Origin of the sequence: Citrobacter sp. Cpo148 (assembly GCF_030332375.1) — a bacterium.
In the GTDB taxonomy this organism is placed as follows: Bacteria; Pseudomonadota; Gammaproteobacteria; order Enterobacterales; family Enterobacteriaceae; genus Citrobacter; species Citrobacter portucalensis.
On sequence record NZ_JAOWHY010000047.1, the window covers coordinates 278729 to 293109 of the forward strand.

Consider the following 14381-nt stretch of genomic DNA (forward strand, 5'->3'; position numbering starts at 1 on the left):
TTAGCGGCCCTTGGTTTTATCACGTGCAATAAGCTGGCTGGCAATCACCATAACCAGCGACAGAACCAACAAAATGGTCGCCAGCGCGTTCACCTCTGGTGATACGCCGACTTTAACCATTGAGTAGATTTTTAATGGCAAAATTTCATAACCCGGTCCGGTGACGAAAGATGAAACAACAACATCATCCATCGACAGCGTAAAACTCAGCAACCAACCCGCAGCCACCGCAGGCATAGCCAGTGGCAGTATTATCTTGCGCAGAATAGTTACTTCGCTGGCACCCAAATCTTTAGCCGCCTCAAGCATGCGGACATCAAAACCTTTCAGGCGAGAGTAAACCGTCACCACAACAAAAGGCAGACAAAAAGTGATATGCGAGAACAGCAGCGACCAGAAGCCCAGTTGAATGCCGATCAGCATAAACAGCACCAGCAGAGATATTGCCATCACAATATCCGGCGACATCATCACCACGAACAGCATGCCACTGACGAACGGTTTACCGCGAAAACGGTAACGGTACAGCGCAACCGCAGTGAGTGAGCCGATCAAGGTGGCAAAGGTGGCGGATAGCACCGCCATCGTCAGCGAGTGCTGCGCCGCCTGCAACAGGCTGTCGTTATTCATCAGCAGGCCGTACCATTTAGTAGTAAAACCCTGCCAGTTGATGCCAAAGCGCGAACTGTTAAAGGAGTTCACAATCAGAATGATGATTGGAATATACAGATACGCGTAGATAGCGGTCATAAAACCGCCGCGAAGCAGTCGACCGATCATTCGAGTTCCACCTTCTTGTTCAGTAAGCGGGAGGCGCGCCAGTAGATCAGCAGCATCAGACCCATCACGATGGTCAGCGTAATGCTGGTGGCTGCACCAAACGGCCAGTCGCGGATGTTCAGGAACTGAACTTTAATTACGTTACCAATCAGCAGGTTTTTCGCGCCGCCCATTAAGTCGGAAACGTAAAACAGCCCCATTGCGGGCAGCATGACCAGCAGGCATCCGGCGATAATCCCCGGCATCGTCAACGGAATAATGATGCGGGTGAAGGTCTGAAGCTTACTGGCGCCTAAATCGCGTGCGGCTTCCAGCAGCGGTTTATCGAGCTTTTCAATGCTGGAATAGAGCGGCATCACCATAAACGGCAGCAGGATGTATACCAGCCCGATAATCACCGCGCTGGGAGTAAACATAATGCGAATGGGTGTATCGATAACGCCGAGCCATAACAGAAACTCGTTGAGATAGCCTTTGGTGCTGAGGAAAATTTTGAGTCCGTAGATGCGAATCAGAGAATTGGTCCAGAACGGAACAATCAGCAGGAACAGCAGCAGCGGGCGTACTTTTTCCGGCAGTTTCACCAAAAACCAGGCAAACGGGTAGCCGAGTACCAGACAGGCGAGCGTGGCAATCAGCGCCATATTGAGGGAGTGAACCAGTACCTCAAAATAGAGCGGATCGAGCAGGCGCGTATAGTTCTCCAGCGTAAAGACCATTTTGACGAAATTGGCGTCGTCACGGGTCAAAAAGCTGGTGCCGATGATCATCAGGTTGGGCAGAAAGACAAATAACACAAGCCAACCGACAATGGTGAAGATCACCACACTCTGGAATTTACTTGTGCTCTTCATCAGCCAGTACGACCTCCCAGCTTTCTACCCAGTTAATTGCCATTTTCTGGTCGAGCGAGTGGTCAAAGTCAGGATCGTCTTCGTTGAAGAATTCGCTGACCATCACCATCTTGCCATTTTCCAGTTCTACAACCGACTCCAGCGTCATGCCTTTGTAGTTGCGTTCGCGCACGTAGCCGATCAGGCCTTCGATATGATTATCATCATTGATTTCATCAACGCGCAAATCTTCAGGGCGTAACAGGACGTGCAGCTTTTGTCCGGGAACTACCGCGAAGTTGACATAAATATTGCACTCGCGGCCTTCAACATTAGCACGAACACGCTGTTCATCCAGACGTTCAATCACCGTGGCGTTAAACATATTGATCTCGCCGATAAACCCGGCGACAAACAGATTCTTTGGCTCTTCGTAGATTTCGCGCGGCGTACCGTCCTGCTCAATCTTACCATCGCGCATCACCACGATGCGGTCGGACATGGTTAGCGCTTCTTCCTGATCGTGTGTGACAAAGACAAAAGTGATACCAAGCTTACGCTGCAGTGCTTTCAGTTCATTCTGCATCTGCTTACGCAGTTTGTAGTCCAGCGCAGAGAGGGATTCATCTAACAAGAGTAAGCGGGGTTTGTTGACCACTGCTCGGGCAATCGCTACGCGCTGCTGCTGTCCGCCGGAAAGTTGATGCGGTTTTCTCTGGGCGAACTCTTCCAGTTGCACCATGCGCAGGGCTTCGGTAACGCGGGGAGAAATGTCGGCTGCGGGCGTTTTTTGCATGCGCAAACCAAAGGCCACATTCTCAAACACAGTCATGTGGGGGAATAGCGCATAGCTTTGGAAGACGGTATTCACGTAGCGATTTTCCGCTGGAACGTGAGTGATGTCCTCGTTGTCCAACAAAATATGACCGGAATCAACCGTTTCCAGACCGGCAATCAGACGAAGAACGGTTGTTTTACCGCAGCCAGAGGGGCCAAGCAGCGTAAGAAACTCGCCATTATTGATGGTCAAATCCAGGCTGGAAATCACCTCTTTGCCATCGAAACTTTTGCGAATTCCCGCTAATTGCACCAGTGGAGAAAGCGAACGCGGTTGTTTATTCAATTTTTTACTCTGTCCCATGTAAACGCAACGGATGGCTGACCGATGCGGGGTTTGTGGTTAACCACCTTGATGACTCTTAATGAGGGCCGTTATTCTACGGCAAACCATTGTAATCGCCAATCCTTGTTGCGAATTACTGACTTAGCCCTATAGTCAGAGGGGATGTCAGGGCGAAATATTCTCACTTGCGGGGATAAAAGTGACCTGACGCAATATTTGTCTTTTGTTGCTTATTGATAATGTTGTCACAAAAAGTGAGGGTGACTGCATGGATAAACTACTTGAGCGTTTTTTACACTACGTGTCGCTGGACACCCAATCAAAATCGGGCGTGCGGCAGGTACCCAGCACCGAAGGACAGTGGAAATTATTGCAACTGCTCAAACAACAGCTCGAAGAGATGGGGCTGGTTAATATTTCACTGAGCGAAAAAGGTACGCTGATGGCAACGTTACCCGGGAACGTTGCTGGTAATATTCCTGCGATCGGCTTTATTTCCCATGTGGATACCTCACCGGATTTCAGCGGTAAAAATGTCAATCCGCAAATCGTTGAAAACTATCGCGGTGGCGATATTGCGTTAGGCATTGGTGATGAAGTTTTATCGCCGGTGATGTTCCCGGTGCTGCATCAACTTCTGGGTCAGACGCTGATCACCACAGACGGTAAAACGTTGCTGGGCGCGGATGATAAAGCAGGCGTGGCGGAAATCATGACCGCACTGGCTGTGCTTATCCAAAAAAATATTCCGCACGGTGATATCCGCGTGGCCTTTACGCCGGACGAAGAAGTGGGTAAAGGGGCGAAGCATTTTGATGTTGCGGCATTCGATGCGCAGTGGGCCTATACCGTTGACGGTGGTGGCGTAGGTGAGTTGGAGTTTGAGAACTTCAACGCCGCGTCGGTTAATATCAAAATTGTTGGCAACAATGTGCATCCCGGCACCGCAAAAGGGGTGATGGTGAATGCGCTGTCGCTGGCGGCGCGTATTCACGCTGAGGTCCCGGCAGATGAAAGCCCGGAGAAGACTGAAGGCTACGAAGGCTTTTATCATCTGGCGAGCATGAAAGGGACGGTCGATCGGGCGGATATGCACTACATTATTCGTGATTTTGACCGTAAGCAGTTTGAAGCGCGTAAACGCAAGATCATGGATATCGCCAAGAAGGTCGGCAAAGGGTTACACCCGGACTGCTATATCGAACTGGTGATTGAAGACAGTTACTACAATATGCGCGAAAAAGTGATTGAGCATCCGCACGTGCTGGATATCGCCCAGCAGGCGATGCGCGATTGCGATATTGAGCCGGTGCTGAAACCGATCCGTGGCGGCACTGACGGCGCACAGCTGTCATTTATGGGATTACCGTGTCCGAATCTGTTCACCGGCGGCTACAACTATCATGGTAAGCATGAGTTTGTAACCCTGGAAGGAATGGAAAAAGCGGTGCAGGTGATTGTGCGTATTGCTGAATTGGCCGCGAAACAAAAATAAAATATGTGTAGTTGCCGGATGGCGCTTTGCTTATCCGGCCTACAATATTTCACACCAGTAGGCCTGATAAGACGCATTGCGTCGCATCAGGCACAGTCCGCATTACCCTTCGAAGAACCAGTACCCGCTGTTGACCAGCGCGGCAAGCATGGCAAGGAAAGAAGGATCTTCCAGCGCATCCTCAAAGTTCTCAGCCGTCAGCACAATATGACTGGCCAGCGCTTCCAGCGCAGGACGATGCGGTGAATCAATTTTCTCACCGTTAGCGTAGACGTCGTCGCCAATGCGCAATACGCGCAATCCGCCCAGACGCACTAACACATCACCTTGTTTCAGGGCATCATAAATTTCGTCTGGCTGATACGGTGGCTCCGGCGGGGCAATATCCAGCTCATGACGAGACTGAGAAATAAACTCGCCAAACCACTGCTGGAAATGTTCTGGCTGATTAATCAGGCCCAGCATCATTTCGCGCAGCTTGTCCATTTCCTGCGGCAGAACATCTGCCGGATGATCGCGCGGTGGCAGATCAGGATCGCTGTAATAGGTGCTGCCCAGTTCGCGTTGTAAAACGTAATCGGCGAACCCGCTGATCAGCTCGCGAGTGTTTGGCGCACGGAAGCCAACCGAATAGTTCATCGCGTTTTCTAACGCATAGCCTTCGTGCGGGAATCCCGGTGGAATGTACAGGATATCGCCGGGTTCCAGCTCTTCATCGATGATAGCTTCAAACGGGTCGACCTGAAGGAGATCCGGGTGAGGGCAGTGCTGCTTCAACTGCAGCTTTTCGCCTACGCGCCAGCGACGACGACCGGTACCCTGAATGATAAATACATCGTACTGATCCAGGTGCGGGCCAACGCCGCCACCGGGTACAGAGAAAGAAATCATCAGATCGTCGATACGCCAGTCCGGTAATTCACGGAACGGGCGCATCAGCGCGGCGGTAGGTTCGTGCCAGTGGTTGACCGCCTGCACCAGCAAAGACCAGTTGTTCTCGCCAAGATGGTCGTAGCTTTCGAAGGGACCATGGCTAACCTGCCATTTACCATCCTGATGACTGACGAGTCGGCTGTCGACTTCGCTTTCCATTGCCAGTCCAGCCAGTTCGTCAGGAGAAAGAGGATCAATAAAGTTATTAAACCCGCGTTTTAAGACCACCGGGCGTTTCTGCCAGTGGCGTTCAAGAAAATCGGGCCAATTAAGTGTGAGTTGGTATTCCATAGTGAGCATCCCGCAGGCTGGTATCTGCAACCGATTATAACGGATACTTAACCTCAAGCGTGAAGTCAGTACATATTTATTACATGCGACGATTACTCGTCTTTCTGGCCCGGCTGCTGGCGACCAAAAATAACTTCCATGCGCGCACCACCCAGCAGGCTATCACCAGCAATAATCTGCCCGTCATACTGTTCGGTGATTTCTCGCGCCACCGCCAGACCGACGCCTTGTCCGGGACGTAGTGTATCTACGCGCTGTCCGCGGTCAAACACCACTTCCCGTTTGCTTTGCGGAATACCAGGACCATCGTCTTCGACCAGAATATGCAGCTGCTCCTCAGACAGTTGCGCCGAAATCTCGACAAACTCCAGACAATATTTACAGGCGTTATCCAAGACGTTGCCCAACACCTCGACAAAGTCATTCTGTTCGCCCACAAAGCTGATCTCAGGTGAGATATCGAGATTAATGTTGACCCCTTTACGCTGATACACTTTATTCAGCGCCGAGGTGAGCTTATCCAGCAACGGCGCGACCGGGTGCAGCTCGCGGCTGAGTAGGGCACTGCTGCCACGCATACTGGCGCGATGCAGGTAATAGCCTATCTGTTGGGAAATACGGCTGATTTGTTCCAGCATGATAGGCTCTGCGTCGCTGACGTTCATCTTTTCATTACGCATTGAGCGCAACGTACTTTGCAGTACCGCCAGTGGCGTTTTCAGGCTATGAGTGAGATCGGTTAACGTGGTGCGGTATTTATCGTAGCGCTCACGTTCACTTTTTAAAAGTCGATTGAGATTACGAACCAGGCTGGTCAATTCGCGTGTGGTGGCGGGGTTTAGCATCTCACGATGATGTTCCTCAAGCTCACGGACTTCACGCGCTAGCGACTCAATTGGCCGCAGGCTCCACCAGGCTGCTACCCATAACAACGGAATGACCAGCAACAGATTGGCGACCAGCACATAAATAAACCAGCTCCAGACCATATACGAGCGCTTTAGCTCTATAGGAATAGTGTCGACAACCACAATGGTCAGTTGCGGCATTCTGGCTGTGGCGGGGTAGACGTTCACCGCCACGGAGTGGGTCATTTCGGCGTCGTCATCATCTTCTCTGACTTCTTTTAACTGCTGCTGAGCGGAGTGATCTTCGCCCAGTAAAGTGCTGGTGGCGTCTACATTGGCTTCAATTTCATGAAAACCGTTCGTTTTTAGCCAGTCCGGTTGGATACTTTTCGTCAGCCAGGGAACATTGCGCTGCGCCCACAACAATTCACCGCTTTCGTTATAGATCAGCGACATTGTTGGGCTTTGCATATCGAGATGTTCAGGCAGCTCGACGTTTATCTTGCCGTTTTCCCACTTTGCCAGGGTATAAAACAGATTACTTTCACCCCGCAGCAGGCGAAACGTTGTCTTATCAAAGCTGACGCTGTAGCCCACCAGAGCAACCATGCCGTAGGCCAGCGAGAGCACCAACACCACGCCTGCGGTTGCCAGTAAAAAGCGCAACCGCAGCGATAGCGGGAAAAAATGACGCAATAGTTTATTCATTAGCGCAGTTCAAAAAGATATCCCTGACCACGCACGGTGGTGATGACGTCGTCCGGATACTGCGCCTGAATTTTCTTACGCAGACGCCCCATTAGAACATCAATGGTGTGACTTTCGCGCAGCTCGGCATCCGGGTAAAGCTGCAGCATGAGCGAATCTTTACTGACCACTTTGCCATTATTACGGATGAGCGTTTCCATAATGGTGTATTCAAACGCAGTGAGCTTGATAACTTCATCATTGACGGATAACTCGCGTCGAGAGAGGTCCACCTGAAAAGGCGGAAGGGAGATAATTTGCGATGCCAGACCGCTGTTGCGGCGCATCAGTGCCTGCATGCGCGCAGCCACTTCTTCGATGTGAAACGGTTTGGTGACGTAATCGTCAGCGCCAGCGCTGAGGACTTCCACTTTATCCTGCCAGCCTTCACGCGCGGTTAATACCAGAATCGGCAGCGAAACCTCATTACTGCGCCAGCGGCGGATCAGCGACAAACCATCTTCATCGGGGAGTCCTAAATCAACGATCGCGATATCCGGCAGATGTTCATTCAGATAATAGTCCGCTTCCTTCGCATCTTCTGCATCATCCACCTGATGCCCTAAATCCTGTAACTGAACCTTGAGGTGGTGGCGTAATAAAGCATTATCCTCGACAACCAGTACGCGCATCATCGTTTCTCCCTAAAATAATGGTATGAATAGTTTAACGCTGATTATGTGGATTGAAAGCAGCGCTATGAAATTAAATAACTTTTCTCATGCTCCCCTGCCCGTGGGGGCGTCCTGGGGGCAGTGCTGTTGGCATCTGATTGTTCAGCATGTTGACCTGATCCTGGTTCATGTCGCCAATCCACTTGGAGTAAACCTCGTACACCATGCGCGCATCTTCATGTCCCATCTGACTCGCTATGAATGACGGGTTCGCTCCGGCCATCAACGTCCAGCATGCGTAGGTATGCCGTGACTGATAAGGATTCCTTTCGCGGATATTTGCAAGTTTAGTGCCTCGCTTCCAGCCATAGGCAATCGAGTTCTTGGAGAAGTAACTGCCTTTTTTTGACGAATATGCTGTCGGTGAAAAAACGAAGCGAAGAGATTGCTGCTCAGTTTTTCCGATCTCCCGATGGTGAAATCGAATTTCTTGCTTCGGATTAGCGCCGGTGATTTCGTATTGTTCCTTCAGTGCATCCAGAGCAGGTCTAAGCAACGTTATCGTCCTTATTCCGGCATCTGTCTTAGGAGGCACAAATACTCGCTTATTCGTCAAACTTCTGGATACGTGGATTTCACCTTTTACCAAATCAATATCTTCCCATGCCAGGGCGCATATCTCGCCCGGCCTCATCCCCGTATGTACGGCAACAATGATGATTAATGCCTGGCTACGGGGAAGGGCGGCTATCAGTGCCTGGTACTCATGAAGTAAAAGTGGGTCGGGATCATTTTTAGATAACTTGAGTCGCGACACTCCTTCATAAGGAGCATGCAATATAAACTGGCTTCGGTTTGCGAGCTTAAGCATTTCTGATAAAACTGCCATCTGTTTATTGACTGTTGAGGGCGCGCGGCCCTGCCTGGCCAGATTCGGCATTGCCGGGTTAATAATTGTCCCGATCAATAACTCCTTTCGGTAATGCAAAATGTCGGCATGCTCAATATCTACCAGACGGGTATTTTCTCCGATTACACGCAGTAACGTATTTACGACCGAAGTAAGCGATAGCAGTGTTGCACCAGATACCTCTAAGGCTTTGGTGTCTGTAAAAAAATCACTCAGTTCTTTAAACGTGGTGATTTTTTTGGTTGTGATGAACTTCTTAAGTGCTTTGGATTCCGGGAAACGTTCCGCATAGTCGAACTTACCGAGCTGTATTTCACTTGTTATGAGCGCACGAAGATTTCCAGCTTTTTTGATGTTGCTGCTGTTCACCGTCCAGCCGCGAAGGACTTCGCGGCAACGTTTGCCGCGATAGGTAAATATGATCCGTATTTTTCCATTATGCAGCTCAACGCCGGTTGGAAAGTCCATCATGCATCCTGTACTAATTGGTTAATCTTTGGATAGTTGTACCAAAGCAGACCTTTAGAATTGTCAGTTTCCCCGAGAGCTGTCAGATGTTTGAAATGCACGCCTTCGATCCACAAATTCAACCGATAACTTTTAATTTGTCTTTCCGACAAGCCGGTCTTTTCTGTTAGTCGCGCTTCAACCATCCACTCTTCGCTGAAAATGAGTTGCGACATACATATCTCCGATGTCGCCAGCCACTACAGTACGTGCTGCAGCTGGCGAATATTGATAATCAAAAATCAGTAGTTGGTTTTGCCTTTCGTTTTTGGCGACGTTTTTTCTTCGGCTTGATGCTCGGTGGTATAACGAGCCTGCGCGCTGGCGGCAGACTAAAAACATGCTCACTGATCCGCCTGCGTCCTCCCATTCGCCATACATGCCAGGCTGTCCAGTCACATCCATCATCACAGACGTGCAGAGAGCGAATCAGGGCTTCATCGCCGTTTAAGCTCTCTGTCACTGCTCCGCCTCCCCACTTATAACCCCAGCGGCCAAGGCTGCGGCCATGTGCGGCAATTCGTCAAAATCGCCGCGGTATGCCGGGTTTGCACACATCCCTTGTAGAGCTGCGAGCGTCAGTTGCTGGCGATAGCTCAGGGTGGTAAACGGTTCTCCATTGGTGAAATTGCTACCTGGTGCGGAAACAGTCAGTTCTGGTTCTTTCTTCGGTTTGGCGGTGACAGCTGGTGGATCCATCACTATGGGTTTTGGTGGCTCTGGTCGGCGATATTCCACTATCGCATCGAGGGCGATCTTCTGACGCGAGGCAGCATCATCAGACCAGCCATCAAGAATTGTCGTTGCGACATCATGAACTTCTTCATCGCTGAAATTGGGCGACAGACAAAATTCAGTGGTGGCGATATCGATGATTAGCAGAGGAAGAACGTCAGCGATAATATGACCAGTGCATGCCACAACGCCTTCTGCTTCTTCTTTGCCCATAATGTCAGTACGTCCGGAAAGCAGGTCATTCAGAGCGTGGGCAATCTCAATTTCATGATCATCCAGAAGTGGCTGGTCATCTTCCTGTTCAGTCACTTCCGTTTTTTCGCCCTCATTTGAGGCGCTATTAGCAAATGCTGCATCCAGTTCCCTGTCGAGTTCCGCAGCGCGAGACGGGCAGACTGCTGGTATTTCAGTTTCGTTCGGTAACGTCTGTTCGGATTGATCATTGAGGACCACCTCATTATTTTTTTGCGGCAGGGGGGCGGATGTACGGCCGCAGGCGATATCAACAATCAGTGGACCCGGATTGGCGTGATCTGACTCAGTAAGGTTTTTATTGATGTATTCGCGCAGTTTTACCGGATCGCGGTAGATATCCTCCGGAGAGGATTTAATGAGGGCAATAATAGCTGCGCGGGAAAAATCCAGAATACCGGGCGTGCGGCGTAACTGTTTCCACCACGCGGTAAATCGCTCATCAGTACCGGTTTCTTCCATTTTTTTTGCGCGATCATGAACGGCATGTGGCAGCTCGTAGATATCGAAATCCATAGCAATACCCAGAATACCAATGCAGACCTCGCGGCGCAGGGTTGCCAGCGTATGTGGAAGGAGACGATCGGTTACGTTACCGCCGCCGAGCGTGCAGCCAGATTCGGTGTGAGTCTCGTCTCCGGTTTCAGGTTCGCCAGCTTTAAGTTTTACTGGCTCACGTTTATCCGCTGGTGTGTCCAGCCATTTGGTAAACAGGTTTTTATAGTCTGGCCATTTCGCATTGTTGCGGGCCTTCTGACGTACCCAGGCCAGGCATTCGGTCTGTTTCTCAGGAAGCAGGGCAAGAACGCGGGATTCTTTGGCGATAGCCTCCGCCTGTTCATGTAAAGAGTTAAATTCATCATCATTCAGCATGTCGATTAACTGACCATACTGAGAAGGGGTGATTTCATCAATGGCACCAAACACCGCGAGGCAGTATGAACGGGCCAGCACATCAAGTTCTTTCACCGGCTTCATTTGCTCTTCCGGCGCGCCAGCATTAAGTTGTTCATTTTCGCCAGCAAGCTCTGGTTCAACCATAACGCGCTCTGGTTTGCCTTTTTCAGCATTCCAGATAATGTCACCGGCGAAGAGGTCGGTATAGAACTGCCCTTCAACAGTGCAGAACATTCCTTCCTCTGCTTCCCATACCTTGGGAGCAAAATAATCATCAGCATAATTTGGTGCGAACTGTATAAAATCCGCATGCAGTAAGGTCTTTGCTATTGTTTTATTCTTGGCTTGTTTAAAAGCAACATAAACTGGAAGCGTACTATCTTTTTCAAGTGCGCTTTTTTTCGGTTCGAATCTCCCGCCAAACTTTTTTAATCCAGTTGTCATAATAACCTCAATAATATTTATGTGAATGGCGTGCATTGCTTCTGCTTAAATTGCAGCACCGCGGTTCATGAATTTGTTTGTAGGAAATAGCATGCTCAAGGCTACAGAAATAAGCAGTCACTATTTTCTTATAAATTCTTTTTGTTGATTTATACATGGAGTCAACAGAACTCCATTTTTTACAATACGGACAGCACTCAAGTGTCACTTACCCTCCCTGCATGGCTGATTATGACAGGGCCATCATTGATGGATGTAGTTAGCCCTGCCAGTTAAGGCATAAATGAAAAATATCTTAATTGCTTGAAGTTATCGAAGGGGGTAAATAAAAGGTCAGCGTAGAAACTCGCTAATATTAACCCTCTGGTCGTTAACTATTTTGGTCATTACTTTGATGAAGCACATATCCAGCACCGCTTCATCTTTGTATTTCTGAACTCCAGTTATATCAGCCACAGCCTTTTTATATTCAGCTTCAGCTGTACGTTGGGCAATATCTTCGCTGGTAAATTTAACCATTGGCACGCACCATCCTGAGTAAAGATTCTGTGTGATCGAGAGCTGCCTTCTGTTGTTCGTACAGTGCCTCAAGTTCAGCTGTAAGGCGGTCGCGAAATGCAGGAACGGTTAACTGATGAATAAAATTACTTACTGAGCTTTCCATATCGGGATCCCCGTCCGGTATAACTGGCTGTGAATTTTTCATAAACCCTCCGGTAAAAAAGGTGCCCATCGTGGGGGATGGGCAAAGACCACGCGGCACACACAGCAATTAATCACATCTGCAAGCGCACTCCGCCTGTTTCACACCTGTCACCCATAACTGGTAAGTGAAGGAGTGCGTTTGCACGTTGTTCCCTGAAAAAGCTGGCGGTGACCGGATACATACGGGAAAACACCGGGCCGCCAGAACAGGGTTCTACTTGTTATTGCTTTAGCCTGCTTTTAACCACATCAGGCGCGGTGGATCCTGCTATTCCCCAACAACAAGGATTCGGTTAATCTGGATATCCCCAACAATAATATGAGTATTCAAAGTGATCGCTGAACTATCGGCTGCTATGGCCGCGATAAAGGAGACTGCTGGTCTCGCTAAAGTCATCAATGATGCGAAAACGGATGCTGAAGTTAAAGCGGCAACTATCGAACTCCAGAGCAAACTAATTACGCTTCAGGCGGAATGTTTTTCGCTTGGCGACGCGATCCGCTTGCGTGATGAAGAAGCAGTACTTCTCAAAGCAAAAATTGCAGAGTACGAAGACTTTAAAAGCCAGACTGAAGGTTATGTTCTTAGCAAGCTTGACTCTGGTTCTTTGGTGTATTCGAAAAAGCAGATTGTGGGTGATACTGAAATAATTGTGCATCTTTGCCCACATTGTTTTGCTACTAAGAAAATATCGATACTGCAGCCATTGCAGGTGAGTATGTATGCGAGTTTTAATCAAAGCAGATGTCCTTCCTGTAAGAATGTATTTGATACAGATTCAGCTCCAATGGTCAGCTATTAACGTTAAAGATATCCAGATTGTTAAAGAGCTAAGCGTCCAGTAGGGCGCTTTTTTGTTTCTGGCCCTGTATCGCCAGGGTAAGCGGAACATTTTGATTCTGAGTAATCACTGCGTGAGGTTACTTGATGACGTTAATTTAGTTTTCTCATTGTGATTGGTCAATAAAAATATTGAGAAAACTCATGAAAAAGGGCGAAAAGAATCTCAACATTATGAAAATGAAGAGAAATTATTTTCTAAATCAATGGGAGACCTGAACTACGATTGGTTGGTGCGTTTCCTCGCCTCAAGCAGCTCGTTAAATAACCTATTGAAATTATCCACGCGTGCCCGAAGGCTCTGAATCTGAGCCTGCTGCTCCGATTCAGGAAGAGAGCGGTAAAGTTGCAACAACTCAAGCTCTTCTTCAGTCATTTGCGATTGAGTTCCTGGCGGTAGAGGTGGTTCAGGAGACTTGTCCTCATCTCCGAATAAGATCCATGTAGGTGAGCATTGCAGAATTTCTGCTAGCTTGTGCAGGTTCTCGCCACGTGGGGCAGTAGTGTCACTTTCCCACAGCGAAATTGAGGAATCAGAAACCCCCGCAGCTTTGCTCAGCTTGTTTTGGCTCAAGCCGATCTGCTTGCGTCTCTGTCGAATTCTTTGGCCTAACGTCATCTCACTCATATTTAGTTATCTTAATATCTCTTGACCTGAGTTTCCTTGCGTGACTATCATTGAGAAAACTCATGATTGGAGGTGAGAATGTTGAAGTCCGCAGCAATTAAACACTTTGGAACCCGCTCCCGTATTGCGGCTATTGCTGGTGTCGATCCTTCCGCTGTCAGTCAGTGGAAAGAACTTGTTCCCGAGCGCTGTGCTCAGCGTCTCGCAGATGCCTCAAATGGCGCTCTCCATTACGACAAAGACGTTTATGACCGTTACCGCCAAGCCAAACGCCTTGGAAAACAGAATACCTGCACAACCAAGAAGGAATCTGATTGATGAAAATCAACGAGATTAAATTGCTGGCTATCGAGCTGGAAGAGTGGGCGATGAAAGATGGCAGAAAAGGGGGCTGGAAAAAGATAGTCCCGCTAATTACAGCGCATCACTACGGTGATTTGCTGGTTAGCCTGGCGGATATCGTCGACCCGTCAGAGTTTGCGCGCCGTCTGCATAACAACACGCAGATCATCCAGCGGGCATTTCGAAATGACACGCCGAACTATCGTGGTCAGGCAGCTGCGCTGGCTCCAGCAATCAGAGCTGCGATGGATGCAGAGCTGGCTGGTCAGCATGACTTACATAACCTGGTGGCCATTGCGAACCGCGAGTGCATAGAGGCGACCAGCGCGGTGCTGACTGGTAAGCCAGTGCAGGTAATCCGCAAAGAAACGGCAGAGGCAATTCAGGCGCTGGCCGATCTCATTCCCGGCGTCAGCATCCAGTTTAAACATATCAGCCCGCACGTGGTGTAACAGG

Annotated in this window: 16 protein-coding genes; 4 read left to right on the forward strand and 12 right to left on the reverse strand. The window is 49.3% G+C overall.

Going from position 1 to position 14381, the window contains the following annotated elements; genetic code table 11:
* Genes potC through potA form a run of 3 tightly spaced genes read right to left on the reverse strand, consistent with a single transcriptional unit; the run spans window position 1 to window position 2754 of the window.
* Window positions 1-780 carry a spermidine/putrescine ABC transporter permease PotC gene (gene potC, locus OGY10_RS18440; RefSeq protein WP_003030794.1) on the reverse strand — a complete coding sequence of 260 codons (780 nt, stop codon included), beginning with the start codon at window positions 778-780 and terminating at the stop codon, window positions 1-3.
* Window positions 777-1634 (reverse strand): spermidine/putrescine ABC transporter permease PotB, encoded by an 858-nt coding sequence (gene potB, locus OGY10_RS18445; RefSeq protein ID WP_032943032.1) that lies wholly within the window; start codon window positions 1632-1634, stop codon window positions 777-779. The genes potC and potB overlap by 4 nt, the downstream gene beginning before the upstream one ends.
* Window positions 1618-2754, reverse strand: a complete 1137-nt coding sequence (potA, locus tag OGY10_RS18450) for a spermidine/putrescine ABC transporter ATP-binding protein PotA (RefSeq protein ID WP_003832287.1) — start codon at window positions 2752-2754, stop codon at window positions 1618-1620. Before potA ends, potB begins: the two co-directional genes overlap by 17 nt.
* A gap of 250 nt (window positions 2755-3004) precedes the next feature.
* Here potA and pepT point away from each other — a divergent pair, with 250 nt between their 5' ends.
* Window positions 3005-4231: a peptidase T gene (gene pepT / locus OGY10_RS18455; RefSeq protein ID WP_286577151.1), complete on the forward strand. Its 1227-nt coding sequence runs from the start codon at window positions 3005-3007 to the stop codon at window positions 4229-4231.
* Window positions 4232-4333: 102 nt separating this feature from the next.
* On the opposite strand, the gene roxA is transcribed toward pepT, so the two are convergent.
* The 8 genes from roxA to OGY10_RS18495 all read right to left on the reverse strand — a co-directional run bounded on the left by roxA (window position 4334) and on the right by OGY10_RS18495 (window position 12115).
* Complete coding sequence (roxA, locus tag OGY10_RS18460; protein WP_003030786.1) at window positions 4334-5455, reverse strand: [50S ribosomal protein L16]-arginine 3-hydroxylase; 1122 nt, start codon at window positions 5453-5455, stop codon at window positions 4334-4336.
* A gap of 92 nt (window positions 5456-5547) precedes the next feature.
* Window positions 5548-7011, reverse strand: a complete 1464-nt coding sequence (gene phoQ / locus OGY10_RS18465) for a two-component system sensor histidine kinase PhoQ (protein WP_286577152.1) — start codon at window positions 7009-7011, stop codon at window positions 5548-5550.
* A complete protein-coding gene (gene phoP / locus OGY10_RS18470; RefSeq protein WP_003846709.1) occupies window positions 7011-7682 on the reverse strand; it encodes a two-component system response regulator PhoP in 672 nt (223 codons plus the stop codon). Before phoP ends, phoQ begins: the two co-directional genes overlap by 1 nt.
* A 73-nt stretch (window positions 7683-7755) precedes the next feature.
* Complete coding sequence (locus tag OGY10_RS18475; protein WP_286577174.1) at window positions 7756-9042, reverse strand: site-specific integrase; 1287 nt, start codon at window positions 9040-9042, stop codon at window positions 7756-7758.
* Window positions 9042-9257 (reverse strand): excisionase family protein, encoded by a 216-nt coding sequence (gene xisR / locus OGY10_RS18480; protein ID WP_032943036.1) that lies wholly within the window; start codon window positions 9255-9257, stop codon window positions 9042-9044. Before xisR ends, OGY10_RS18475 begins: the two co-directional genes overlap by 1 nt.
* A 283-nt stretch (window positions 9258-9540) precedes the next feature.
* Window positions 9541-11445, reverse strand: coding sequence for a RecE-related exodeoxyribonuclease (locus OGY10_RS18485; RefSeq protein WP_286577153.1), 1905 nt, complete (start codon window positions 11443-11445; stop codon window positions 9541-9543).
* A 297-nt stretch (window positions 11446-11742) separates the two neighbouring features.
* Window positions 11743-11928 (reverse strand): hypothetical protein, encoded by a 186-nt coding sequence (locus OGY10_RS18490; RefSeq protein WP_044711810.1) that lies wholly within the window; start codon window positions 11926-11928, stop codon window positions 11743-11745.
* The gene (locus tag OGY10_RS18495; protein ID WP_286577154.1) at window positions 11921-12115 is read right to left on the reverse strand and encodes a hypothetical protein; all 195 of its coding nucleotides are present in this window, start codon (window positions 12113-12115) and stop codon (window positions 11921-11923) included. Before OGY10_RS18495 ends, OGY10_RS18490 begins: the two co-directional genes overlap by 8 nt.
* 331 nt (window positions 12116-12446) lie before the next feature.
* On the opposite strand from OGY10_RS18495, the gene OGY10_RS18500 reads away from it, so the two are divergent.
* Window positions 12447-12917: a hypothetical protein gene (locus OGY10_RS18500; RefSeq protein ID WP_286502894.1), complete on the forward strand. Its 471-nt coding sequence runs from the start codon at window positions 12447-12449 to the stop codon at window positions 12915-12917.
* A gap of 258 nt (window positions 12918-13175) precedes the next feature.
* Here OGY10_RS18500 and OGY10_RS18505 read toward each other — a convergent pair whose 3' ends face one another.
* A complete protein-coding gene (locus tag OGY10_RS18505) occupies window positions 13176-13583 on the reverse strand; it encodes a helix-turn-helix domain-containing protein (protein WP_137346199.1) in 408 nt (135 codons plus the stop codon).
* A gap of 78 nt (window positions 13584-13661) precedes the next feature.
* Here OGY10_RS18505 and OGY10_RS18510 point away from each other — a divergent pair, with 78 nt between their 5' ends.
* Both OGY10_RS18510 and OGY10_RS18515 read left to right on the forward strand, forming a co-directional pair.
* Window positions 13662-13901 carry a Cro/CI family transcriptional regulator gene (locus OGY10_RS18510; protein WP_286577157.1) on the forward strand — a complete coding sequence of 80 codons (240 nt, stop codon included), beginning with the start codon at window positions 13662-13664 and terminating at the stop codon, window positions 13899-13901.
* On the forward strand, window positions 13901-14377 hold the full coding sequence (locus OGY10_RS18515) for a toxin YdaT family protein (protein ID WP_286577159.1): 477 nt from the start codon (window positions 13901-13903) through the stop codon (window positions 14375-14377). The genes OGY10_RS18510 and OGY10_RS18515 overlap by 1 nt, the downstream gene beginning before the upstream one ends.
* Window positions 14378-14381: the final 4 nt, after the last annotated feature.